This window comes from Streptomyces sp. NBC_00075 (assembly GCF_045041225.1).
Taxonomy (GTDB): Bacteria; Actinomycetota; Actinomycetes; order Streptomycetales; family Streptomycetaceae; genus Streptomyces; species Streptomyces adonidis.
In genome coordinates, this window is record NZ_CP108243.1 from 2,359,516 (window position 1) to 2,385,518 (window position 26,003).

13 protein-coding genes are annotated in these 26,003 nt (G+C 70.6%); 3 read left to right on the top strand and 10 right to left on the bottom strand.

Annotated elements, in window-relative coordinates; genetic code table 11:
* Positions 1–6 precede the first annotated feature (6 nt).
* The 7 genes from OG787_RS10060 to OG787_RS10090 form a co-directional block, all read right to left on the bottom strand.
* Positions 7–3,282 (bottom strand): GH92 family glycosyl hydrolase, encoded by a 3,276-nt coding sequence (locus OG787_RS10060; RefSeq protein ID WP_405534967.1) that lies wholly within the window; start codon positions 3,280–3,282, stop codon positions 7–9.
* A gap of 362 nt (positions 3,283–3,644) precedes the next feature.
* Positions 3,645–4,745 (bottom strand): lytic polysaccharide monooxygenase, encoded by a 1,101-nt coding sequence (locus OG787_RS10065; RefSeq protein WP_369029564.1) that lies wholly within the window; start codon positions 4,743–4,745, stop codon positions 3,645–3,647.
* Positions 4,746–5,011: 266 nt separating this feature from the next.
* Complete coding sequence (locus OG787_RS10070; protein ID WP_405534968.1) at positions 5,012–6,340, bottom strand: DUF3500 domain-containing protein; 1,329 nt, start codon at positions 6,338–6,340, stop codon at positions 5,012–5,014.
* 220 nt (positions 6,341–6,560) lie between these two features.
* The gene (locus OG787_RS10075; RefSeq protein ID WP_369029488.1) at positions 6,561–6,719 is read right to left on the bottom strand and encodes a hypothetical protein; all 159 of its coding nucleotides are present in this window, start codon (positions 6,717–6,719) and stop codon (positions 6,561–6,563) included.
* A gap of 19 nt (positions 6,720–6,738) precedes the next feature.
* Positions 6,739–7,482: a hyaluronoglucosaminidase gene (locus OG787_RS10080; RefSeq protein ID WP_369029487.1), complete on the bottom strand. Its 744-nt coding sequence runs from the start codon at positions 7,480–7,482 to the stop codon at positions 6,739–6,741.
* Between the two features lie 77 nt (positions 7,483–7,559).
* The gene (locus tag OG787_RS10085) at positions 7,560–9,068 is read right to left on the bottom strand and encodes a sensor histidine kinase (protein ID WP_369029486.1); all 1,509 of its coding nucleotides are present in this window, start codon (positions 9,066–9,068) and stop codon (positions 7,560–7,562) included.
* Positions 9,065–9,790, bottom strand: coding sequence for a response regulator transcription factor (locus OG787_RS10090; RefSeq protein ID WP_369029485.1), 726 nt, complete (start codon positions 9,788–9,790; stop codon positions 9,065–9,067). Before OG787_RS10090 ends, OG787_RS10085 begins: the two co-directional genes overlap by 4 nt.
* Positions 9,791–10,024: 234 nt before the next feature.
* On the opposite strand from OG787_RS10090, the gene OG787_RS10095 reads away from it, so the two are divergent.
* The 3 genes from OG787_RS10095 to OG787_RS10105 all read left to right on the top strand — a co-directional run bounded on the left by OG787_RS10095 (position 10,025) and on the right by OG787_RS10105 (position 18,649).
* Positions 10,025–13,693 carry a S8 family peptidase gene (locus tag OG787_RS10095; protein WP_405534969.1) on the top strand — a complete coding sequence of 1,223 codons (3,669 nt, stop codon included), beginning with the start codon at positions 10,025–10,027 and terminating at the stop codon, positions 13,691–13,693.
* 58 nt (positions 13,694–13,751) lie between these two features.
* Positions 13,752–14,753 (top strand): response regulator transcription factor, encoded by a 1,002-nt coding sequence (locus OG787_RS10100; protein WP_369029483.1) that lies wholly within the window; start codon positions 13,752–13,754, stop codon positions 14,751–14,753.
* Between the two features lie 206 nt (positions 14,754–14,959).
* Positions 14,960–18,649, top strand: coding sequence for a S8 family peptidase (locus tag OG787_RS10105; protein ID WP_405534970.1), 3,690 nt, complete (start codon positions 14,960–14,962; stop codon positions 18,647–18,649).
* A gap of 58 nt (positions 18,650–18,707) precedes the next feature.
* Here the strand turns inward: OG787_RS10105 and acnA are convergent, their stop codons facing one another.
* From acnA to OG787_RS10120, 3 genes are all read right to left on the bottom strand, one after another.
* Positions 18,708–21,422 carry an aconitate hydratase AcnA gene (acnA, locus tag OG787_RS10110; RefSeq protein ID WP_369029481.1) on the bottom strand — a complete coding sequence of 905 codons (2,715 nt, stop codon included), beginning with the start codon at positions 21,420–21,422 and terminating at the stop codon, positions 18,708–18,710.
* Positions 21,423–21,683: 261 nt separating this feature from the next.
* Entirely contained in the window at positions 21,684–24,398 is a 2,715-nt protein-coding gene (locus OG787_RS10115) for a DUF6493 family protein (protein ID WP_405534972.1), read from the bottom strand.
* Complete coding sequence (locus tag OG787_RS10120) at positions 24,395–25,939, bottom strand: SWIM zinc finger family protein (protein WP_405540457.1); 1,545 nt, start codon at positions 25,937–25,939, stop codon at positions 24,395–24,397. Before OG787_RS10120 ends, OG787_RS10115 begins: the two co-directional genes overlap by 4 nt.
* Positions 25,940–26,003: the final 64 nt, after the last annotated feature.

The following is a 26,003-nucleotide window of genomic DNA, read 5'->3' on the forward strand; positions in this document are numbered from 1 at the left end:
ATGGTGTCAGCCGACGGCGAGGGTGAAAACGTGCACGTTCGCATGGGCCGGGAGACGTACGCTCGCGATGCTCCGGCCGGCCGGTGCCTGGAACGGCCTCGTCGCGAAGACGTACGTCGGGACCGGGTCCCGGCCCGCTCCCGAGACGTTCCGGTACGCGGTCCGCGCGACGATCTCGTTGCCGTACTGGACGGTTCCCGTGCCTCCGCCGAGGGTCCAGTCGGTGAGGGCGAGGTCGGTCGTGTCGGTGGTGCCGTCGGTGTAGGTGATGGTCGCCTTCGCCTGCTGGTTGCCGAAGACCGCGCTGCCGATGAACGACAACCGGGTTGCGGGGGTCGCGAGTTGGAGTGTCTGGGCCGTCGTCGACGCGTTGTCCGGGCGGCCCGGTGGCGAGTTCGGCCAGGTGAAGGCCAGGCCTGTCGGGAGGCTCCCCCGCGTGCCCGGGGTCAGGCCCGCCGCTGCCAGGGCCTGGCGGGAGTAGCTCCAGCCGGCGCCGTCGTAGTCGGCCTCCGTGTGGTCGCCGGTGTCGTCGGAGGTGCCCGTGTTGTTGTAGGCGGCGAGGAGGGAGCCGGGGGCCGCCACTGTGAGGGCGATCGGCTGCTCGTACGCCGTGTTCGTCGATGTGACCTTGATCCTGGCCTCGTAGAAGCCCTGGTCGGTCGTGGTCGGTGCGGCGAGCGTGATCCGCCGAGTGCCGTCAACCACCCTGCCGGACGCCGGTGTTGCCGTTACTCCCTGCGGGGTCTCCACCGCGAAGCGCACCTCCGGGGCCTTGCCGTCGGCTCCCGTCAGGGACAGTGCGCGGATGTCCACCCCCGCGCTGCCGCCCGGTGCGACCGTCACCGTGGTCGGGCCCACGCCGATCTGGTACGGCTGCTCGCCCGAGCGGAAGGACGGCGGGGCGTCCGACGGAGCCTTGCCCCAGGTGGGGTGCGGGGTGGTGGCGAGGGTGTAGTCCAGGGTGCCGCCCTGTCGGACGAAGGACGCCGGGAGCCAAGGGCGGGTGCTCGTACGGCCGTTGACCGCGAGGGAGTGGACGTACGGCGTGTTCGCCGCTGCTTCCGGTGCGTGGATCGAGATGTCGTTGCCGTACGGGCGGGTGATCTCGATCCTCGGGAACAGGGGTGACGCCAGGACCAGTTCGGCTCGGGACGGGACCTGGGGGTACATGCCGAGCGCGGCGAAGACGTACCAGGAGGACATCGCGCCCAGGTCGTCGTTGCCGGGGATGCCGCCGGGGCGGGTGGACCAGAGGCTCGTCATCGCCGCGCGTACCGTCTCCTGCGTCTTGTGCGGGGCGCCCGCGTAGGCGTACAGGTACGGGACGTTGACCGAGGGTTCGTTGTCCAGCTCGGACTTCTCGCCGCCGCTGCCGGTGAGGGCCCAGGTGCCGTCGGCGTGGTGGAAGAAGGCGTCCAGGCGGTCGATCGCCGTGACCTTGCCTCCCATTGCTGCGAACAGGCCCGCCGGGTTGTGCGGGACCATCCAGGTGTACTGCGCCGCCGTACCCTCGACGAAGCCCCTGCCGGTGGCCGGGGTGAAGCCGGGGGCCCAACTGCCGTCCGCCCTGCGGTCGGTGATGTAGCCGCCGCTGCGGTGGGCCGCGATGTTGAAGTTGTTCTGCCACCACTGGGCGCGTTTCATGAACTCGGCCGCCGTCCCCTTCCGCCCTGCCGCGTCCGCCAGTTGGGACAGTGCGAAGTCCGCGCCCGACATCTCCAGCGTCTCCGCCGCGCCGGCCCAGGCGTTGGACACCGACGGCATGTAGTGACGGGCCAAGTACTTGTCCAGGGAGGGGCGTTGGCCGACCGACAGGACCGGTCTGCCCGCCGGGGACAGGTCCTGCGGTGTCGGTGTCGTCGCCGCCCGGACCAGGGAGCCCAGCGCGCCTCGGAGGTCGAAGTGGGTGCCGCCGAAGGCGTGGATGCCGGCGAGAGCGGCGGGCGACGGGTCGCCGTTCATGACGTGGGTGCCGCTCGCGCCGTGCAGCCAGCGGTCCCACAACCCGCCGTTCTGGCGGGCGAGTTCGTACAGGGACTGGGCGATGTCCGAGCCTGTGTCGGGGTCGAGGAGAGTCAGCAGCTGGACCTGGGAGCGGTAGACGTCCCAGCCGGAGAAGGTGCCGTACTGGTGGTCGTGGTTCGCGCGGACCCGGTGGACCCTGCCGTCGGCGCCCCGGTAGCGGCGGTCGGCGTCGCTGATGACGTTCGGGTGGAGGAGGGAGTGGTAGAGGGCGGTGTAGAAGGTGGTGCGTTCCGCTTCCGTGCCGCCGCCGATCCTGATCGCGGCCAGCCTTTCCCGCCAGGCCAGTTGGGCTGCCGACTGGACCGAGGCGAAGGAGCGGGTCGGTGGGTTCTCGGCAGCCAGGTTCGCCTCGGCGCCTGCCCTGCTGACGTACGAGATACCGACCTTGACGCCCACCGGGCCCGTGCCGGGCTCGAACTCCACATAGCCGCCTGCCCCTTTGCCCATCACCGGGCGGCCGTTGTCGGCTGTGAAGCCGCCCGTGCCGCCGGACGTGGACGTCGTGCCGGGGCTCAGGCGGTCGTCCTGCCAGGTGCCCGTCGACTTGAAGGCGCGGTCGAAGCGGGCCGTGAAGTGGAGGGTGTAGTACGGGCGTCGGCCCTCCGGGTCCAGGTGGCCGCAGAAGTTGCCGGAGGTGACCGAGCCGGAGACCGTGCGGGCGGCGGGGTCGATCGTGACCGTCGAATCCGTCGAGCCCACCTCGGAGTTGGCGGTACGGATCAGCATCGAGGCCGGTCTGTCGGGTGGGTAGGTGAAGCGGGCCGAGCCGGTGCGGGTGGTCGCCGTGAGGTCGGCGGTGACCCCGGATGCCAGGCCCACCCGGTAGTGGCCCGGCTCCGCCGTCTCGTCGGCGTGGCTGAAGTCGGCCGCGTACACCGCGTCCTGGGTGTCGCTCGCCGGGGAGGACGTGACCTGTCCGGCGTACGGGAAGAACGGGATGTCGCCGCTGCCGCCCGCGCAGCCCGTGCCGGACATGTGGGTGAGGCTGAAGCCCCGGATGCGGGTGGCGTCGTAGTGGTAGCCGCCGGGGGCCGCCGTGCGGGTGGCGTCGCCCCGGGTGTTCTCCGGGCTCCAGGAGAGCATGCCGAACGGGACGACCGCGCCCGGGAAGACATCGCCGCCGTTCCTGGTGCCGATGAGCGGATCGACGTACGGGATGGGGTCCTCGACCAGGGGGCTTGCGGACGCGTCCGCCGGCGTGGGGGCGCCCAGCGCCAACGCGGCGGCGAGCAGCAGGGACGTGGGGCGGACACGCATGACGCGGACCCTCCTTCTTCGGACGGGTCGCGCACCACAGGTCGCACAAGCCGCGGGGACAGTGACGTCCGCCAGCGGTACCACGGGAGGGTGTGGGCCGCCGAGAAGGCGCGGGGGCGGGTCATGCGTACGGGCGATTGCGTGCGCTCCCGCGGGAACCGTCAGGGAGGCAACCGGGTTGACGCTGTTGTCCATTGGGGCGATAGAGTGATCTTTGGGCCACTGGACAACGTTGTCTCCAGTGCTTGGTCCCGTCCCGAGAACCGCTCCACCCGGGCCTCATCCCCCGTGCCGGCCCGGCTCGCGGACCCGGTGGGTATCGACCACCGGGTCCGCCCTGAGCAGGCCGAAGCCCGACAGGTCTAACCGACCCGGCAGGGCAGGGTGGTTGACGTATCACCACCGGAGCCCTGGACGACGTACCCGAAGGTGGCGCTCTGGCCCGGACTGAGCGAGCCGTTCCAGTTGGCGTTGTGGACCATCACCGCCTGGCCGTTGTAGGTCGGGGTGCCGTTCCAGAGGCTGGCGACCGACTGGCCGGCCGGGAGGGTCCAGTCGACCATCCAGCCGAGCATCGGCACCGTGCCGGAGTTGGTGACGGTCACCTCGGACTGGTAGCCGCCGTTCCAACTGCCCGTCGTACGGCGGGAGGCGGTGCACGCGCCGGGCGGGGGCTCGGTGGGCGGGTTGCCCGGGTCCTTGATGCCGGTCACCTCGCCGTTGCCGCCGTCGAAGACGACGTCGGAGCAGGAGTAGAAGGTCTCCGCGCTGTCGGAGCGCTGCCACACCATGTAGATGAGGTGGCGGCCGGACTTGTTCGCCGGAAGCTGGCCGGTCCAGGAGTAGTTGGCCTCGACGTTGCCCGGGGTGCCGTTGAGCGGCGGGTGGTCGACGCTCAGGAACGGCTGGGACTCGATCGCGTCCCAGGTGAGGGTCCGGGTCGGGTCGAAGCCGTCCTTGGTGATGTAGACGTAGAACCAACCCGGATGCGCCGCCCACGCGTTGTACGAGAAGTCGACGGTGGCGCCCGAGGTGAGATGGGTCAACGGCCAGTCGGCGCTGGGGGTGTTGAACCCGGTGAAGTTGGTGTTGCCGCCGCTGCACAGCTCACCGTCCGGGACGAAGCCCCGGGTGCGGCCGGCGCCGTCCGAGCGGAGCACCGAGAACCAGTTGTAGAACGGCGTGGTGCCGCTGACCTGTTGGGCCGTCTTGCAGGCCGGGTTGACCGCCTTGATCTCGCCGGTGTCGGTGAGGGCGTCCTGCCAGCACAGGAAGGTACGGCTGCCGGGCTTCATCGGAGTGCCGTGCGCCTCCGCGTCACCGCCCGCCGTGACGACCAGGCCGAGGGCCGGGATCGCGGTGAGCAGGGCCAGGAGGACGAGGAGGAGGGCTCTGCCTCGGGTGGGGAGGGGTAAGCGGGGTGGGGTGCGAGGGGAGGGTGGGGGCAGGGAGGTGGATGTCATGGCCATGTCATGATCTCCTGGAGGGCGTGCGGGATGTGCGATACGTGGGGGGCGAAGGGGGTGCGGGGCGGTGGGGCGGGAGCCACTCCCGGTTGTGCGGGTTCCGGTCCGCTCGATGTGGGAGCGCTCCCACCCCACTCTTCTTCGAAGCTAGCGCCGAGCGGTGTGGTTGTAAACGGCTGACGCACGAGAGCCGCACCCTGGTGGATGCGGCTCTCGCGATGACAGAAAACCATTCAGGTTGCGGACAACCCCTCGGGGTTGTGTCACCTGTGATGCGGTGACGTCAGGAGATGCTGTCGAAGAAGCTCCTTTCCGTAGTCGTTGCCGTTCGGCGTGCGCACCACGCAGTGCAGATGCTGCTGTGTGGGGTCGCCGCCGTTCGTCTCGCCGTACAGGGAGCCGAAGGCGAACGGCGACTGGCAGTCCAGCTCGATCCAGATGACGGGGCTCTGGATCCGGCAGTAGAACGCCGAGTCGTCGCCGGTGCCGCCCATCCAGGCGAAGTACGTCTCCGAGAGGTGCTTCCTGATCTCGGACATCTTCACCTTGGCGGCATCGTCCTTCGCCTTGCCGACGAAGCGCTGGACGAGAGCGAGGAGCTTGGTGCGCTGGGCCGGGTTCAGCTCGGTGGCCGCGATGCCCTTGTACTCCTGGACCGCGTTGTCGCTGAACGCGCCCGCGGTGATCTCGTCGTTGTCCTTGGTCGCCTTGAGGATCGCGGCCGACTGCTGGGTGGCGTCGAGGGTGTTGACGACGGCCAGGGCCGCCTTGATCTCCTCCTGCATGACGGAGACGGTCGCGCCCTCGATCTCCATGGAGGTCGGCTCGCAGCCCCAGAAGCAGGGGCTCATCACGACCTGGTCGCCGAGCACGAAGTAGTTGACGACCAGGTGGTGGCCGTCGAACTGGAAGCCCCACGGCTCGGTCTCGGACGGGGTGCCCATCACCGTCCAGAAGTACGCCTCGGCGTAGGTGGTCTGGTTGATGGCCTCGCAGGCCGCCTTGTTGATCTTCCTGGTGAGCTGGGTCGTCTCCAGGCCCTGGGCGCTGAGGGCGGCCTTCAGGAGGGCCTCGCCGAGCGCGTTCTGCTCGTCGGACAGGTCGGCGATGGAGACGCCCTGGCGGGAGTAGGCGTCGGTGTTGCTCCACAGCCGCCACTCGGTGGAGTGGACGGTGTACTGCGTCTCCGACTTCTGGGAGTCGCTGAGCGCGGCGAGGAAGGTGGTGGCCGCGGCGGTGACGGGGGTGGTGTCCACGCCCTTGGAGTGGACGGAGTAGAGGTCGTCGATGCGGGTGCCGTCGGTGGTGAGGCCGAAGAAGTCCTCGGTGATCGACTCGTTGAGGCCGCCGCCGGCTCCGCCGCCCGGGCCTCCGCTCGGTGCTCCGCTGGGGGTCGGGGAGGCGGAGGCCTCGGCCGTCGCCGTGTCCGTCGTCTCGTCCGCGAGGGCGGTCCAGGCGGTGGCACCGCCCATCGTGGCTACGGCGGTGGCGCCGCTGGCGAAGAACACCTTGCGCATGAAGGACCTGCGGTCGGCGTGGCGGGCCTTGGCGGGCCGCCTCCCCGCCCCTTCGGTGGTGTCGGTCTCCGTCATCTTCGCCGCTCCCCTTCGTCTTGGGGCCGCCCGTGGTGGGTGGCCTTGCGAGACGACTCTGGGGGCGGCACCTGAGGGAAAACTGAAGAGGAAGTGGTGGGCGGGGCTTGTCTGTTGGGTGCGGCGCCGTCGTGGCCGGTCGCGCCCGCGCGGCGGAGCCGCATATGACTACAGCCCCGCGCCCCTGGGAGGGCGGCTTCGCCGGCCCTCCCAGCCCCTCCTAGCCCTCTGCGGCCTCCGCGGCCTCTGCGGAGGCTGCGAGCCGGGCCCTCAGGTCGGCGTTCTCCGCCTCCAGGGACACGATGCGTTTTCTGGCGAAGTACAGCTCCATCACCGCGTCGTGGAACTCGGAGACCAGTTCTTCGGGGGTCAGTTGCACCGCTGGATCCTTCTGTTCGTCAGGCCGGGGCGATTGTCGTGATCGTGCCGTTGGAGCCTCGCCAGAGGAGGGCGCCGGCCGATGCGTACAGGGCGCCGCCGCCTGTGGTGTCCACCGATGTCGGGACCGTTCCGGCGTTCGCGAGGCGTACCGAGCCCTCGACGAGGAGGGCGGCGGGTGCGTCGGTGCGCTGGACGATGTGGACCTGGGCGCGGGGTGTGGCCGCGCGGTCGATGCCGATGCCGATGCGGCCGGTGCCCTTGACGACGAAGTCGTCCAGGCCCGTGTTGTTGCGCAGGGCGATCAGGTTGCCCTTGGTCGCGCCGTTCGTCGCGGTGAGGTAGATGCCCTGGGCGGCGGTGCCGGACGTGCGGAGGTCGATCGACAGGGCTGCCGCGTTGGCGTCGGAGCCGTCGGCGTAGCCCCGGTGGGTGATCTTCAGGGTGCCGCGGGCCGTCTCGGTGCCGGAGAGGTACATGGCCGAGGTGCCCGGGTTGTCGGAAACCACGTTCAGCGCCGCGCCGTCGCCCGCCGTACCGGCCTGGTAGATCGTCGCCGCGTGGTTCGTCTCCGAGGTCGTCTTGAGGAACGCGGCCTCCAGTGTCGTGTCGGCACTGAATCTCTCGGCGGCCACCGGGCCGTCGAACGTCGTCGTCGCGCCGTTCTCCCCCGCCGCCGAGGCCGTTCCCGTCGCGGCGGCCGTCGCGACGGTCACCGCGCCCGCGGTGAAGCTCCCCAGAAACAGTCTGCGTGCCACCGGCATGCGACTTCCCCCGTCTGTCGTCTGTCGTGTCTGCTGTTGCCGGAGGGACAGGTGAGTCCCCCGAGACACGACAACGATCAACTCCGAATGGTTGTACGGAGATCAGGGCGGGCCGGTGTCGGCTGCGGTGCCGGTGTCGCGGTGGGGAGTTCGACCGTGAACTCGGTGTGCCCGGGGACGCTTTGGACGTCGATGCTGCCTCCGTGGGCGGTCACGATGGCCGTCACGATGGCGAGGCCGAGGCCCGAACCGCCGTCCTGGGGGCTCGTACGGGCGCGGGAGGCGTCGGCGCGGGTGAAGCGTTCGAAGACCGACGGGAGCAGGTGCGGCGGGATGCCGGGGCCGTCGTCCCGTACGCGGATGACGCAGCGCTCGTCCACGACCTCGACGGAGGCCACCACCGTCGTACCGGCGGGTGTGTGCACCCGTGCGTTGGCCAGCAGGTTGGCCACCACCTGGTGCAGCCGGGCCTCGTCGCCGGAGACCAGTGCCGGGGAGTCGAGGAGCAGCGCCAGCTGCCAGTTGTGGTGCTCGCCCGCGGCCCGCGCGTCCCACACCGACTCGGCGACCACCGCCGCGAGGTCCACCTCGGCCGACTGCAACGGCCGCCCCTCGTCGAGCCGGGCGAGCAGCAGCAGGTCCTCCACCAGCCCGGTCATCCGCGCCGACTCCGCGGACACGCGCCGCCAGGCCATCGCGGGCTCGATCCGCTGTGTGCCCCGGTTCATGAGTTCGGCGTATCCGGCGATCGAGGCGAGCGGGGTACGGAGTTCATGGCTGGCGTCGGCCAGGAAGCGCCGCATGCGTTCCTCGCCGGCCTGGCGTTCGGCGAGGGACGATTCGACGTGGTCGATCATCCGGTTGAGGGCGGCGCCGACCTGGCCCGCCTCGCTGCCCGGGTCGGTGTCGCGCTCCGGGACGCGGGTGAGGCCGACGACCGCGCCCCGGCCCAGCGGCGCCCGCGAGACCTCGACCGCGGTGGCCGCGACCCGTCCCAGGGGCCGCAGTTGACGCCGTATGACGACCGCGCAGAGGCAGCCCGCGACCGTCAGTCCGACCGCCGCCACCACGGCCTCGACGACGACCAGGCCCCGGATCATGTTCTGGACGTCGTCCATGGGCAGCCCGGTCAGCACGCGGACGCCGTTGCCCGAGGTGCCGCCGATCGCCGTGATCCGGTAGGTGCCGAGGCCCGGCACGGTACGGGTGTGCATCCTGCCGTCGGCCCTGATGCCGGCGAGTGCCGACCGCTGGGCTTGGTTCAGGTTCTGCGGCGCCGCGTCCTGGGCGACGACCTGGGCGGTGAGCAGTCTGCCGTCGGCGGAGAGGCGGGCGGCCAGGGTTCCGGCGGGCTGGCCGCTCTCGTTGAGGAAGCCGAGGTTGGAGTCAAGCTCGGGGTGGAGCGCGGCGCCGCCCTGGCTGCGGGCGACGGCGTTGGCCACGCGGTCGTCGAGGCTGCCCAGCAGGTACCTCTGCTGGGCGAAGATGGTCGTGACCGCCATGGCGCCGCACACGACGGCCAGGGTGACGCCGATGAAGAACAGCAGGCGGGTCCGCAGTGAGCGCCCGCGCAGTCGTACGGTCATCTCCCGTCCTCCCCCGCCCGGATCGCGTACCCGAGTCCGCGCACGGTGTGGATCATCGGGGCCCGCCCCTTGTCGATCTTGCGGCGCAGGCTGGAGATGTAGACCTCGACGAGGTTGTCGCCGCTGTCGAAGCAGCTGGTCCAGACGTGGTCGAGGATCTGGCTCTTGCTGAGCACCTGGCGCGGGTGGCCCATCAGCAGGCTGAGCAGGTCGAACTCCTTGGCGGTGAGCTGGAGGGGCGTGCCGTCGCGGTGCACCTCGCGGGTCTCCTCGGTGATCACGAGGTCGCCGAGGACGCGTACGGAGTCGTCGGTGCGGGTCTGTTCGGCGCCGCAGCGGCGGAGCAGTCCGCGCAGTCGCAGGACGACCTCCTCCAGGGAGAACGGCTTGGTGACGTAGTCGTCGGCGCCCGCCTCCAGTCCGTCGAGCCGGTGTTCGAGGGCGTCGCGGGCGGTGAGCATGAGGACGGGCAGTCGCGGGCTCTCGTAGCGGAGCCTGCGCAGCACCTGGAGGCCGTCCAGGTCCGGCAGCATGCCGTCGAGGACGACGGCGTGCGGGGCCGAGGAGCGGGCGATGCGCAGCGCGCTCTCGCCGTCGAGAGCCGGGTAGGGCCGCCAGCCCGCCTCGGTGACGGCAACGCACAGCAGTTCCGTGAGCGCCGGTTCGTCGTCGACGATCAGCACACGGACATGACCGCCGCGAACCCCAGAAGTGCCAGACATGTCCTGATCGTGTCCCGGTTTCCTGGGGGAATCCTGTGTTCAACCTGGGCGACGGCCGTGGGACGCCCTCCTGGTGGCATCGGACGCGGTCAACTGCCGTGACCGAAGGGGGCATTGGCACTCCCCGGCCACAGGAATCCCTTGAGTCACTTTGCTTGCTGCACGCACTCTGAGCACTGGCTTCCGCTCCACGAGGGCGGAGGCGTTTCAGCGTTCAGGGGAGGACGTCCACACATGCGAAGACTCCACGCCCTTTGGGCCGTGGCAGGAGCGGCCGGGCTGCTCGCCGGGGCGGTCACGCCCGCGGCGGCAGGTCCCGTGTCCCCGACCATCCAACCGGGCAGCACGCAGACACCACACACCGACACCCAGACCGTCACCCTCATCACCGGCGACACGGTCTCCGTCACCACCGGGCCCGACGGCAGATCCGCCGTCGAGGTCGAGCGCGGCAAGGGCCGTGAGGCTGCCACCTTCCTTTCCACCGAGCGCGACGGCCAGGTCAGCGTCCTGCCGGCGGACGCGATCCCGCTGGTCCAGGCGGGCCGTCTCGACCCGGCCCTGTTCAACGTCACCCAGCTCGTGAAGCAGGGGTACGCGGACTCGAAGACCGGCACCACGCCGGTGATCGCGACGTACACCAAGGGCAGCGTGACCCCCGAGGGCGCGCGCCGGACGCTCGCGCTGCCCGGGATCGACGGGGCCGCGCTGAGCGCGAAGAAGTCGACCTCGTTCTGGGCCGACATCGCTCCCGCCCTCGGCACCGCACCCACCGCGAAGGCCGCGAAGCAGCTCGGCGAGGGCATCGACAAGCTCTGGCTGGACGCCCAGGTGAAGGCGTCCCTCGACGTGAGTGTCCCGCAGATCGGCGCGCCCGAGGTGTGGCAGGCGGGCTACGACGGCACGGGCGTCGACGTCGCGGTCCTGGACACCGGCGTGGACACCGGGCACCCGGACCTCGCCGGGAAGATCGCCGAGACGCAGAGCTTCGTGCCGGACGAGACGGTGCAGGACGGCCACGGCCACGGCACCCATGTGGCGTCCACGATCGTCGGCTCGGGCGCGGCCTCGGACGGCAAGCGCAAGGGCGTAGCCCCGGGCGCGGAACTGCTGGTCGGCAAGGTGCTGGCCAACGACGGTCGCGGCCAGTCCTCCTGGATCATCGCGGGCATGGAGTGGGCGGCGCACTCCGGTGCGAAGATCGTCTCCATGTCGCTGGGCGGTGACGCCACCGGCCCCTCCGACATCCTGAGCGAGACCGTCGACGAGCTGTCCGCGTCCACCGGCACCCTCTTCGTGATCGCGTCGGGCAACTCCGGTCCGGCCGAGCAGACGGTCGGCACCCCGGGCATCGCCGACTCGGCGCTGACGGTCGGCGCGGTCGACAAGTCCGACAAGCTGGCCTCGTTCTCCAGCCGTGGCCCGCGCCTCGGTGACTCCGCGGTCAAGCCGGAGATCACCGCGCCGGGCGTGGCCATCACGGCGGCCCGCGCCGCCGGCACCACCATGGCCGGCAGTACGCCGGTCGACGACTACTACTCGACGGCGAGCGGTACGTCGATGGCGACCCCGCATGTCGCGGGCGCCGCGGCGCTGGTCGCCCAGGCCCACCCCGACTGGACGGGCCAGCAGATCAAGCAGGCGCTGGCGACCACGGCGAAGACCATGCCGGACGCCGACGTCTTCCAGCAGGGTGACGGCCGCGTCGACGCCGTACGGGCCGTGAACCAGGGCGTCTTCGCGACCCCGGCACTGAGCTTCGGCAAGTACGAGGAGGCCGACGCCGAGGTCGCCACCAAGGACATCACGTACACCAACACCACGGACAAAGCGGTGGAGTTGAAGGTGTCCTCTTCACTTCGCGACGCCGCGCTGAACGCGGACGCGGTCACCGTCCCGGCGAAGGGCACCGCCACCGTCGCGGTCACGGTCGACCCGGCCAAGGAGGCGACGGGCCGGTACACGGGCCACATCACCGCGAGCGCCGACGGTGTTCTCGTCACCACGGCCGTCGGCTTCGAGAAGCTGCCGAAGACCTACGACCTGAAGGTGTCGCTGCTGGGCCGCAACGGCGAACCGTCCACGTCCGCGTCGCTCTTCATGCTTCAGGAGCTGAACGGCGCGTACGCGGACACCTACGGGTTCATCGGCAAGGGCTACACCTTCAAGGTGCCGGCCGGTACGTATTCCATGGCGTCCTGGATCTCCACGCGGGACGCGGCCGGACTGGAGGTCGACACCTCGATCGTCGGTGATCCGGAGATCGAGGTCGGCAAGGACACCGAGGTCGTCCTCGACGCCCGCAAGGCGGTCGAGATCAAGCCGAAGACCAAGGAGGACTCCGAGTTCCGGGGCTTCGCCACCACCTGGCACCGGGAAGGGCCGGGCACCGGCCTGGGGGTGACCTACAGCCAGGGCTGGTGGACCGACCACGTCTATGTGGCGCCCACCGAGAAGGTCACCCAGGGCGTGTTCGAGTTCTCCTCGAAGTTCCGTCTGTACGCCAAGGAGCTGACGGCGAGCGTCACCGGCCCGGAGAAGTACGCGCTGCCTCTCGACTACGCGCAGACGTACAGCGGCCTCCCCGTGAAGGTCAGCGGTGATCACACGGTGCGGGCGGTGGACGCGGGCGCCGGAACCGCGGCCGACTTCGAGGGACTCGACGTCAGGGGCAAGGTGGCGGTCGTCCGCGTGGGCGCCGGCAAGAGGGCGGACGAGGCACTGGCCAACGCGACCGCGGCCGGGGCCGGTTACGTCCTCGCCTACCAGGAGACGCCCGGGTACTGGCTCGGCTCCGTGCAGAGCATGACCATCCCGCTGATGCTCGCCACCGGCGAGGACGGCGCGAAGCTCGGCGCCCTGCTGAAGAGCGGGAAGAAGGTCAAGCTGAAGCTGACCGGCACTCCGGTCAGTCCGTACGTGTACAACGTGATGTTCCCGCAGGTGGGGGGCGTCTCGGCCAACCAGACGTACAACCTGAACAGCTCCACCACGGTGAAGCAGACGGTTCGCTACCTCGGGGCCCGGGCCGGTGATGTCGGCAAGGACGCCGTGTACCGGTACCGCCCCTGGCAGGGGGCCGACATCGCGACCACCAGCAACGTACAGCTCGGCACGGAGCGCACCGAGTACTACAACGTCTCCGACACCCGGATCTGGCACGCCGTCTATCCCAACTGGAAGGCGACCCAGCCTCAGTGGGGGGACTTGCGGACCTTCGACAAGGCGGGCAAGCAGCCCGCCGAGGACTGGCTGGGCCAGGTCGTCCGCCCGGCGACCGCCCAGCGGTACGGCCTCTCCCAGCGCACCGGTGACAAACTCTCCTTCCGCATCCCGGAGTTGAGCGATGCGACACCGGGCCACTACGGATCCGTGGACAGCGTCCTGGACACCGCGAAGGGCAAGCTGTACGCGGACGGGCAGTTGGTCGGCGACACCGCCCTCGGCGGCTACGGCACCTTCACCGTCCCGGCGGCGAAGTCCTCGTACCGCCTCGTGGTCGACACACAGCGCACGGCCGACTGGGCGGCGTACTCCACCGGCACCCACACCGAATGGTCCTTCGCCTCGGCACACACGGACCAGCAGACGGCGCTCGGGGTGCTCTCGGTCGACTACGACGTGGCCGGGATCGACCTCCTCAACCGTGCTGAGGCCGGGCACACGTCGAAACTCGGCCTCTCCCTCCGGAACCAGTCGGGCGGCGTCACCGCCGGTTCCCTGAAGGCCTGGGTCTCGTACGACGACGGCACCTCCTGGAAGGAAGTGAAGGTCAAGAACGGCAAGGCGGAGCTCAAGCACCCGAAGAAGAGCGCCGGGTTCGTGTCGCTGCGCGTACGGGCCGCCGACGGGGACGGCAACACGGTCGACCAGACGGTCGCACGGGCGTTCGGCCTGAAGTAGGCGACCTCCGTCAAACATTGCGAAAATCCTTAACAAAGATCGTCTAACGTGCCGGGCCATGGTGAACACGGCATACGACACGGCAAGGGAGACCCCTGCCGCGAGCCCCTGGGCCGCGGTGGGGGTCTCCGCGTTCGACGAGCTGTTGTATCAGGCCATCCTCAACCAGCCCGACGCCGGTGCGGCCGGCTGGGCGCTGCTGACCGGTGCCTCCCCGGCCCGGGTCCGCGAGGCCTGCAACCGGCTTCTCACGCTCGGTCTGCTGCAACCACCGGACTCCATGGGCGGATTACGGGCGGTCGACCCCCGGGTGGCGATCCGCGCGCTGATCCGGCGGCGCGAGACGGAGTCCGAACTGCTGGCCGCCACCGCCGAGGAGATGGCGACCGCGTACGAGGCGGGGCTGCTGCGCGAGGAGCCGACCCGGCTGATCGAGGTGGCGTCCGGCGAGGGCGCCATCGCGGCGCGCCTGGAGGAGATGTACGCGCGCGCGGAGCACGAGGTGTGCCTTTTCGACACACCGCCGTATCTCGCCCCGGCCGGTCCGCAGGTGGATCTCCAGGCCGATCTGCTCAACCGCGGGATCGTCTCTCGCGGGATCTACGCGGCGACCGGCCTGGAGGATCCGAAGGTCCTGTCCCGCGCCTTGAGGATGGTCGAACTCGGCGAGCAGGCCCGGGTGTTGCCTTCCGTGCCGCTCAAGCTGCTGGTGGTCGACGGATGCCGGGCGCTGCTGCCGCTGACCGCCTCCGTGGCCGGCGGCTACTGCGCCGTCGTCGTCTGGCACTCGGCGGTGACCGAGGCCCTGCAGAAGCTCTTCGAGATGGCCTGGCAGCAGGCGACTCCGCTGGGCCAGGCGACGGACGACAGTGAACTCTCCGAGAGCGAGAGGACGTTGACCCGGCTGCTGGCGGCCGGAATGAAGGACGAGGCGGTGGCTCGCCATCTGGGGGTGAGTCTGCGGACCCTGCGGCGGCGGGTGAGCGAGCTCCAGGAGCGGCTGGGGGCGGCGAGCAGGTTCCAGCTGGGGATGCGGGCTTCTCAACGCGGCTGGGTGTAGCCGCTGCGGCTCCTATGAGGCGGAGGGCCGCGCCCCGACCGGGAGCGCGGCCCTCGCTCCGTCGGCCGGCGTGGCCGAAGGGTGCATTGGCACTCCCCGGCCACAGGAATCCCTTGAGTCGCGTTCCGCACAACGCCCACTCTGATCCATGGCTTCCGCCTACAAGGCCGGAAGTCTTTCCAGAGTTCAGGGGAGGAAGTCCACACATGCGAAGACTCCACGCCCTCTGGGCCGTGGCAGGAGCGGCCGGACTGCTCGCGGGGGCCATCGCCCCCGCGACGGCCGGTCCCCGGTCCCCGGTCCCCACGTCCCGTGCCACAAGCACACCGGACCTCACTCGATCGGGCGCCACGAGCACGCAGACCGTCACCCTCATCACCGGCGACACGGTTTCCGTCACCACGGGAGCGGACGGCAAGAACGCCGTCGACGTCCGGCGCGGCCAGGGCCGCGAGGCCGCCACCTTCCTGTCCAGCGAGAAGAACGGCGAGGTCAGCGTCCTGCCGACGGACGCGATCCCGCTGATCCGGGCGGGCCGTCTCGACCCGGCCCTGTTCAACGTCACCCAGCTGGTCAAGCAGGGCTACTCGGACGCGAAGACCGGCGCCACCCCTGTCATCGCGACCTACACCAAGGGCAGTACGACCCCCGACGGCGCGCGCCGGACGCTCGCGCTGCCCGGGATCGACGGCGCCGCGCTCAGCGCGAAGAAGTCCAGCGCCTTCTGGACGGACATCGCCCCGGCCCTCGGCACCGAGCCCACCGCGAAGGCCGCGAAGCAGCTCGGCGAGGGCATCGACAAGCTCTGGCTGGACGCCCAGGTGAAGGCGTCCCTCGATGTGAGCGTCCCGCAGATCGGCGCACCCGAGGTGTGGCAGGCGGGCTACGACGGGAAGGGCGTCAAGGTCGCCGTCCTGGACACCGGCGTGGACACCGGGCATCCGGACCTCGCGGGGAAGATCGCGGAGTCGACGAGCTTCGTGCCGGACCAGGCGGTGCAGGACGGCCACGGCCACGGCACCCATGTGGCGTCCACGATCGTCGGCTCGGGCGCGGCCTCGGACGGCAGGCTCAAGGGCGTGGCACCGGGCGCGGAGCTGCTGGTCGGCAAGGTGCTCGGCAACGACGGCCGGGGCCAGTCCTCCTGGATCATCGCGGGCATGGAGTGGGCGGCTCACTCCGGCGCGAAGATCGTCTCCATGTCGCTGGGCGGTACGGCGACCAGCTCGTCGGACGTGCTCAGTGAGACCGTCGACGAGCTGTCCGCGTCCACCGGCGCCCTCTTCGTGGTCGCGTCGGGCAACGCGGGCCCCTACGAGCAGTCGGTCGGCACCCCGGGCATCGCCGACTCGGCGCTGACCGTGGGCGCGGTCGACAAGTCCGACAAGCTGGCCTCGTTCTCCAGCCGTGGCCCGCGCCTCGGCGACTCCGCGGTCAAGCCGGAGATCACCGCGCCGGGCGTGGGCATCGTGGCGGCCCGTGCGGCGGGCACCACCATGGGTACGCCGGTCGACGCCAACTACACGTCGGCGAACGGCACTTCGATGGCGACCCCGCATGTCGCGGGTGCGGCGGCACTGGTCGCGCAGGCCCATCCGGACTGGACGGGCGAGCAGATCAAGCAGTCCCTGGCCAGCACGGCGAAGACGAACGACGTCAACTCCGTGTTCGAGCAGGGCGACGGCCGGGTCGACGCCGTACGCGCGGTCGGGCAGGGCGTGTTCGCGACCTCGGCGCTGAGCTTCGGCAAGTTCGAGGACGGCGACACGGGAGTCGTCGGCAAGGACATCACGTACACCAACACCACGGACGAGGCGGTGGAGTTGACGGTCTCGTCCAGCCTCGCCGCAGCCGCCCCGGGCGCCGGTACGGTCACCGTCCCCGCCAAGGGCACCGCCACGGTCCCGGTCTCGGTCGACCCGGCCGCACAGGCCCAGGGCCGGTACACGGGCCACGTCACGGCGACCGCCGCCGGCATCAAGGTCACCACGGCCGTCGGCTTCGAGAAGGCGCCGAAGACCTACGACCTCGACGTCTCCCTCCTGGCCCGCGACGGCAAGGCGCCCACCGGGGGTTCGATCTACACGCTCATGGAGCTGAGCGGCGCCTACCCCGACGAGTACGGCTTCCTCGGCACCGGCTGGACCTGGCAGGTCCCGGCCGGCACGTACGCCATCTCGACCTGGATCCCGGACCGTGACGCGGGCGGGACTGCCGTCGGCACCTCGGTCGTCTCCAGCCCCGAGATCAAGGTGGACGGGGACACGAAGGTCGTGCTCGACGCCCGCAAGGCGGTGGAGATCAAGCCGAAGACCAAGCAGGACTCCGAGTTCAACGGCTTCAGCACCAATGTGCACCGCGAGGGGACGGGCAACGCCTGGGGGCTCACCTACAGCCAGGGCTTCTGGACCGACCACGTCTATGTGGCGCCGACCCCGCAGGTCACCATCGGAAGCCTGGAGTTCTCCGCCAAGTTCCGGCTTTACGAGAAGGAGTTGACGGCGAGCGTCACCAGCCCGGAGAAGACCGAGCTGTCCTCGCTCTACTACTCCCAGACGTACAACGACTTCCCGTTGAAGATCAGCGGTGACCGCACGGTCCGGGCGGTGGACGCGGGCGGTGGTACCGAGGCCGACTTCGCGGGGCTCGACGTCAAGGGCAAGGTGGCGGTGGTCAAGGTCGGCGCCGCGGACCGCGCACAGAGCGCCCTGGACAACGCGACCAAGGCGGGCGCCGGTTACCTCATCGTGTACCGCGACAAGCCCGGTTTCTGGATCGAGGCCGTGGACCGCGCGACCACCGTCCCGCTGATGATCGCCACCGGCGAGGAGGGCGCCAAGCTCACCTCCCTGCTGAAGACCGGCAAGAAGGTCACGCTCAAGCTGAAGGGCACGCCGGTCAGTCCGTACGTCTACAACGTGCTCGTCGCGCAGAGCGGTTCCATCTCGGCGGACCAGACGTACAGCCTGGACAAGTCCAACACCGTGAAGCGGCACGCCCGTTACTACGGGGCGACGGCCGGCGAGATCGGCGCGGACGCGCTGTACACCTTCCGCCCCTGGCAGCTCTTCGGCATCGAGAGCAGCGTCTACACGCAGCTGGGCACGGAACGCGACGAGTACTACTACGTCGACCCCGACACCCGTACCTGGCACACCGTCTACCCCAACTGGAACACGTTCAGGGGCCAGTGGAGCCCGCTGCGGACCTTCACCGAGGCAGGCACGGAGAAGACCACGGAGAACTGGCTGCGCCAGGTCATCCGCCCGGGAACCAGTGAGGAGTACGGCCTCTCCGAGCGCACCGGCGACAAACTCACCATGTCGGTGGCGGAGTTGACCGACTCCACGCCGGGCCACTACGGGTACATCAACGGCACCGACAGCACCGCGAAGGGCAAGCTCTACGCGGACGGGCAGTTGGTCGGCGACTCGACGTTCGGCGGGTACGGCATCTTCGACGTCCCGGCGGACAAGGCCTCCTACCGCTTCGAGCTGGATGTGCAGCGGCGGGCGGAGTGGGCCAAGTACTCGACGAGCACACACACCGAGTGGACGTTCGCCTCGGCGCACACCGACGCCGAGACGGCACTGCCGGTGCTCACGGTCGGTATCGCCCCGAAGGGCCTCGACCTCCTCAACCGGGCTGAGCGCAAGGGGGCGTTGGAGGTCGCGCTGCCCGTCTCCGACCAGCTGGGGAGCGTGAAGACCCGCAGCCTCAAGGCCTGGGTCTCCTTTGACGACGGCACCTCCTGGAAGGAAGTGAAGGTCAAGAACGGCAAGGCGGGCTTCAAGGCCGCGAAGGGCGCCGAGTCGGTGTCGCTGCGGGTACGGGCCGCCGACAAGGACGGCAACCAGATCGACCAGACAGTGCTGCGGGCGTTCGGCCTGAAGTAAGACGTCTGCGACGGTCGGGCCGCGCTCCCCACGGGAGCGCGGCCTTTCGCCGTTCTGCCTACTTGGTGATCAGGCTGCGCAGCACGTACTGGAGGATGCCGCCGTTGCGGTAGTAGTCGGCCTCACCGGGGGTGTCGATGCGGACGACCGCGTCGAACTCCACACCGGTGTCGGTGGTGACCTTGACCGTGGCGGGGGTGGTGCCGTCGTTCAGCTCGGTGATGCCGGCGATGGAGAAGGTCTCCTCGCCGGTCAGCCCGAGGGACTCGGCGGACTGGCCCGCCGGGTACTGGAGCGGGATGACGCCCATGCCGATGAGGTTCGAGCGGTGGATGCGCTCGTACGACTCGGCGACGACGGCCTTGACACCGAGGAGCGCGGTGCCCTTGGCGGCCCAGTCGCGGGACGAGCCGGAGCCGTACTCCTTGCCGGCCAGGATGACCAGCGGGACGCCCTGCTCGATGTAGTTGCGCGAGGCGTCGTAGATGAAGGAGACCGGCCCGCCGTCCTGCGTGAAGTCGCGGGTGTAGCCGCCTTCCGTCCCCGGCGCGATCTGGTTGCGCAGGCGGATGTTGGCGAACGTGCCGCGGATCATGACCTCGTGGTTGCCTCGGCGGGAACCGTAGGAGTTGAAGTCACGGCGCTCGACACCGTGCTCGGTGAGGTACTTGCCACCGGGGGTGTCGGCCTTGATCGCGCCGGCCGGGGAGATGTGGTCGGTGGTGACCGAGTCGCCGAGCTTGGCGAGGACGCGGGCGCCGGCGATGTCCGAGACCGGGGTGGTCTCCATCGTCATGCCCTCGAAGTACGGGGGCTTGCGGACGTACGTCGACTGCGCGTCCCACTCGAAGGTGTTGCCGCTCGGGATCGGCAGCGCCTGCCACTGGGCGTCGCCCGCGAAGACGTCCTGGTAGGACTTGTTGAACATGTCCTCGCCGATGGCGTTCGCCACGACGTCGTTGACCTCGGCCTCGGTCGGCCAGATGTCTTCCAGGTATACGGGCTTGCCGTCCTGGTCGACGCCCAGCGCGTCCTTGGTGATGTCCACCTTCATGGAACCCGCGAGGGCGTACGCGACGACCAGCGGCGGGGACGCCAGGTAGTTCATCTTGACGTCGGGGTTGATCCGGCCCTCGAAGTTCCGGTTGCCGGAGAGGACCGAAGTGACCGCGAGGTCATGGTCGTTGACGGCCTTGGAGACCTCCTCCGGCAGCGGGCCGGAGTTGCCGATGCAGGTGGTGCAGCCGTAGCCGACGAGGTTGAAGCCGACCTTGTCGAGGTAGGGGGTGAGCCCCGCCTTGTCGAAGTAGTCGGTGACGACCTTGGAGCCGGGCGCGAGGGTGGTCTTGACCCAGGGCTTCCGCGTCAGCCCCTTCTCCACGGCCTTCTTCGCGACGAGCGCGGCGGCGACCATGACGTACGGGTTCGAGGTGTTGGTGCAGGAGGTGATGGCCGCGACCGTCACCGCGCCGTGGTCGATCTCGTACGTCGAGCCGTCGGCGGCGGTGACCGTGACCGGGTTGGTCGGTACGCCGTTGCTGGTGGCCGGGGAGTCGGAGGCCGGGAAGGACTCCTTGCCCGCCTCGTCGTCGTCGGCGACGTAGTTGCGTACGTCCGACTTGAACTGCTCGGCGGCGTTCGCGAGGACGATACGGTCCTGCGGGCGCTTCGGGCCGGCGATCGACGGGACGACCGTCGAGAGGTCCAGCTCCAGCTTCTCGGAGAAGTCGGGCTCGGCGGCCGGGTCGAGCCAGAGGCCCTGCTCCTTGGCGTACGCCTCGACCAGGGCGAGCTGCTGGGCGTCGCGGCCCGTCAGCTTCAGGTACTTGATGGTCTCGCCGTCGATCGGGAAGATCGCGGCGGTGGAGCCGAACTCCGGCGACATGTTGCCGATGGTGGCGCGGTTCGCGAGGGAGGTGGCGGCCACACCCTCGCCGTAGAACTCGACGAACTTGCCGACGACACCGTGCTTGCGCAGCATCTCGGTGATCGTGAGCACGAGGTCGGTGGCGGTGGTGCCGGGCGTCAGCTCACCGGTGAGCTTGAAGCCGACGACGCGCGGGATGAGCATCGAGACGGGCTGGCCCAGCATCGCGGCCTCGGCCTCGATACCGCCGACGCCCCAGCCCAGCACACCGAGGCCGTTGACCATGGTGGTGTGGGAGTCGGTACCGACCAGGGTGTCGGGGTACGCCTGCCCGTTGCGGACCATGACCGTACGCGCCAGGTGCTCGATGTTGACCTGGTGGACGATGCCGGTGCCGGGCGGGACGACCTTGAACTCGTCGAACGCGGTCTGGCCCCAGCGCAGGAACTGGTAGCGCTCGCGGTTGCGGCCGTACTCCAGCTCGACGTTCTGCGCGAATGCCTCGTGGGTGCCGAACTTGTCGGCGATGACGGAGTGGTCGATGACCAGCTCGGCGGGGGCGAGGGGGTTGATCTTCGCCGGGTCGCCGCCCAGCTCCTTGACGGCCTCACGCATGGTGGCGAGGTCGACGACACAGGGCACGCCGGTGAAGTCCTGCATGATCACGCGGGCGGGCGTGAACTGGATCTCCTGGCTGGGCTGCGCCTGGGAGTCCCAGTTGCCGATGGACCGGATGTGGTCGGCGGTGATGTTCGCGCCGTCCTCGGTGCGGAGCAGGTTCTCCAGCAGCACCTTCAGGCTGTACGGAAGGCGAGCCGAGCCTTCCACCTTGTCCAGCCGGAAGATCTCGTACGACTCGTCGCCCACGCTGAGCGTGCTACGGGCGTCGAAGCTGTTCGCCGACACGACAGTCTCCTTCATTGATGTGCGCGTTCCACCGCATCCTGCCGCCACGCCTACTTGGCCGATCCGCTAAGGTAAGGCTAAGTTAGGTAAGCCTTACCGCTGAACCGGCAGTGGAGTGGGCCGCGGTACGCCCGGCAGATATCTCGATGTCGAGATAACTCTAGTACATGGGTGGCGGATGGTCATGCCCGGCCGCCGTGTGATGTGCCCGACCGTACGGCGGCCACCGCGCGGTGATGTCCCCCGCGGTGGCCGGGCCGGTCAGCCCAGTACGTCGCGGAGCAGGCGCGCGTTCTTCACCACCTGGCTCGATCCGGTGCGCGCGGCGGCCGTCGTGACCTCGGGTATCTCGCCCTTGGCCGCGCAGCGGGAGGCGCAGTCGATGCCGAGGGCGAGCAGGGCTCCGGTGCCCCGGACGACGGGGTCGCGCAGCAGAAGGGGCAGGGCGGCTTCGAGGACCGACCAGATCGTGGCGTACGCGCCGGTCTCGGCAGCCGTGCGCAGGGACGCGGTCACCCGGTTCGCCTCGACCCAGTTGGCGCGCAGCATGTCGCCCAGCCGGCGGCCGAGCAGGCCGGTGTCCAGCCGGCCCCGCCCGGCGAGCACGAGGAGCGCGTCCACGGCCGCGTCGCGCTCGCCCTGCTGGTCGTACGCGAGGGTGGACGCCACGGCCGTGTGCAGCGCGAATCCCGCCGGGCCGCCGGACTCCGCGGCGAACGGCAGGGCGCGGGCCCAGCCCCGCATGGACGCGCGGTACCTGAAGTAGTCGCGGGCCAGGACGAGTTCGCGGTGGTGGGGCAGCTGGGCGAGCCAGAAGGGGACCATCGGGTCGTGGAGACAGTTGTCCTCGTGCGGCCCGATCAGGCTCTCGGCGGCCGGGAGCAGCGGGGGGCCGGGGGCCGGCTCGGGGTGTATGTGCTTCACCAGCTCCGACGGGTGCCTGCCCGAGTCGGCGTCGTCCTCGGGGGCGGAGTCCCGGTGCGGCAGACCGCCCTCGCGCAGCCACTGGGCGAGCCGCTGCCCGGCGTCGGACGCCAGTTCCCCGGCCGCGTCGAGCACCTTCTCGTCGGCGGTCGGGGTGACACGCAGCAGCGCCTGGGCCAGGTCGACGGGCGCGGGCGTGATGCCGAGCCCGTCGAGCACCGAGATCCGCTGTACGAGTTCGGTGGCGTCCAGCGCTCCCGTGGCGTCGGTCGGCACGGCCAGCAGGAACGGCTGTGTGCCGGCCTCGATGATGTCGAGCGCCTCGGTCAGCCGCGCCCTCAGCAGCTCCCCGGCCGGGGAGGCGTGGTTGAACCTGTGGCGGTAGGTGAAGTGGCGCTGCCTCGGCTCGTCGCCCCGCAGCGCCCTGGCCACGTCGTATACGTCGGACTGGGTGACGTCGATGGACTCACGGGGTTCCTTGCGCATGACCGGCTTCAGCGCCTGGGCCAGCGCGTCCCGGTCGAGGTGGGCGTGCCGGACCAGGCCGTCCAGGACCCGCTCGAACGTCACCACGTCCTTGTCGTCGGCGACGACCGCGGCCAGCTCCTCGGCGACCTCCACGGCCGTCCCGATGGGTCCCGGCACCGGGCGGGGCTCGGGCACGGCGGGCAGCGTGTCGGCGTACTGGTCGGTGAGGCGGTCCGGCGCGGTGCCGAGGAGTTCGGCGGCGCGGCCCGCGAGGGCGGGGTTGATCCGTGCGGCTGCCGTGCGCAGCTCGGGCAGGACCGAGTCGCCCGCGGCCTTGAGGTGCCGGGCGATCACGGCGAGGGCGCGTTCCTGGAGGTCGACCTCCCGGTGGTCGAGGGCCGTCGCCGCGTCGAGCACGGTACGGGCGGCTCGCGCGGGGTCCTTCCGGGCCGCGCGGTCGAGCCGGGTGAGCTGGGCGCGGACCAGCTTCTTCTCCGGGCGGAGCAGGACCCGTTCGCACATCTCGGTGAGCACGTCGGGCTCCAGCAGCCCGGCCTCGTCCAGGCCGATCAGGACCTCCTGGGCGTAGCCGGCCACCGGCATCGACAGGTCGAGCAGCGCCACATGGTCCCGGAGCGCGGGCGCGCTCTCGGCCGGGGTGAGGGCGAGGGCGCGCAGGTACTCGAGCGGCGGCGCGGTCTCGTCGCGCGTGCCGTCCTGGAGCAGCTGGGCGACCAACGGCTCGGCGAGCGCGACGCGTTCACGGGTTGTGGCGGCGTGTTCCGCCGGGGTGAGGGCGAGTTGGGTGAGCGCGACAGCGGCGTCCCGCCCCCAGCCGGCGGCGGCCAGGTCGGCGAAGACGCGCCGGACCAGCGCGGCGCGGTCCACCAGGCCCTCCTTGGAGAAGGTGATGAACACGCCGAGCCTGGTGTCCTCCATGATGTACGCCAGGCCTCTGCGGCTGAGCATGTGGAAGAACGAGCCCGCGCCGAGGTGCACGCCCGGTCGCTCCAGCACCAGCGGGAGGAGCAACGGCGTCAGCTCGTCCGCGCGCAGCCGCTCCAGGAAGGTGGCGCCGGGCCGGGGCCCGCCGCGCAGATGTTCGGGATGCGTCCAGGTGCTGTCGCGCCAGCGCAGCCAGTTGTCGATGAACCCGTCGGTGGTCGGGACGGGGCAGCCCGTGTCGAGGACGAGGTGTTCGACGAGGTCGGACCTGAGGCCCTGCCCAGGGATCAACCGCTCGGCGAGCTGTGCGGCCAGCTCGGCCCGCCAGTCGACGGGGTGGAGGTTCACGACGTCGAGCACCCAGACGCCGTCGAGGGGCAGCCGAACCGCGTGCCTGTCGTTCTCGGGCCGCAGGATCCATTCGGCCGCGTCCGCGGGGTCGGTACGGCAGCCGAACTCGGCGGCGAGCTGGGCGGCCTTCCCCTCCTCCGTGACGTCGTGGAACCAGCCGGCCCGCAACGCCGCACGCCGAGCCTCCAGTGCCTCGGCCTGCGCCGCGCGCTCGTCCGGCGTCAGAGCGGCGAGTTCCCGGAGCACCGCATCGACATCGCCCTCTTCCGCGAGGTGGACCAGGTTCATCGGGCGGTCTCCGATCGTGCGGGGGTTGTTGTGGCGGTTGGTGAAGGTGGGGGTGGGGGTGGGGCGGAAGCCGACCCCACGGCGGAAGCCGACCCCACGGCGGAAGCCGACCCCACGGCGGAAGCCGACCCCACGGCGGAAGCCGACCCCACGGCTTCCACGGCAGCTTCCGCTTCCGTGTCCGCCGCCGCGCCGCGCGCGATGCCCGCCGCGAGCACGTGCTTGCAGGGGCCGCGTCCGCCCCGGTACTTCGCCCACCAGAAGCAGGTGCAGCTCAGTTGGCCCGACTCGTCGTCGGTGCGGACCACGTGGGCGTCGTCGCCCTTTCCGACGCGGGTCAGGGGGCCTTCTAGCCGTACCGCGCCGTCCGCGACGAGTGCCCGTGCGCCGCGCAGTCGGGGGTTGCGGGTCTCGGCGGCGGCCGCGCGGTAGGGCAGGTGGCGGTGGAAGTACGCCTCCTCGGCGAGGTCGTAGCCGATCTGGCCGGACGTGCCCAGCACCGTGAGCGCGGCGCGTACACGGTCGGCGGGCAGGCCTGCCTGCGCCGACAGCTCGGTGACGTCGATCCGCGGTTCCCAGGCCAGCAGTTCGGCGACCTGTTCCGCGTCCGCCGCCGAGGGCCCGGTGGCGAGGTCGTTCAGGACTCCGCCCTCGCCGGAGAAGCCGCGCGAGGCGCTCTGGGAGAGCATCAACGTCAGCCGCATGCCCGGCAGTTCGACCTCCCAGGCGGCGGAGGTCGTCCCGTCCGGGGAGTCGACGGCGTCCGGTGCGTACACCCGTACGGTCGTCGCGTGCCGCAGGACCGTACGGAGGGTCAGCAGCCGCTCGGGGCCGGGCAGGCACACGGCCCCCGGTGCCGGCCTGGTCGTGGGACGCAGGGTGCGGCCCGCGGGCACGATCCAGCGGGTCGTACGGGCGTCGGACCGCTGGGTGGGCCGGGGCAGCGCCCGCAGCAGAGCGGCCGCCTCCACGGCGGGCACCTCGGCGCGCAGGGCGAAGCGCGCCGCGAGCACCTGGGCCTCGGCGAAGCCGCGCAGCCAGCGCTCCGGCAGCGGGACCTTCTTCTCCACGAACTCGCCGTCGAAGGTCTTGACGGTCAACTCCTCGGGCCCGACGGCCAGATGGAGGGGGTCGAGCCCACCGAGCCCGGCCAGCGCCCGCCGCAGCGGCGGGTTGACGTCCACGTTCGTGGTGCCGTGGCCGACGTCGTCACCGTCGAGGCCGGGAGCGAGGACGTCGAGACGGGCGTACACACCGCAGCAGCCGGAGAAGGACTCGAGCCGCAGCCGGTCGCCGTCGGCCGTCACCACCGGATCGAGCGAGGTGTTGGCGCCCGGCCGGTAGTAGCGGGCGGCGGCCACGTCGGCGACCGCGAGCAACGCCGTCGCGGCGGCGGTCGGCGCGGTCAGGAATCCGCTGAAGAACCGGGGGTTGGCCGCCTCACCGGCCGGGGTGGCACCGCCGGAGGTCTCCAGCGCGAGGGTGCGTCCGGCCGTGGTCTCGTGCACGGCCGAGGGCCGTAAGTAGGAGTACGTCTGCATGAGTTGGGTCACGCGGCACACGCTACGGCCGAGGACTGACACCGGGCCGCGGGGAAGCCCCCCG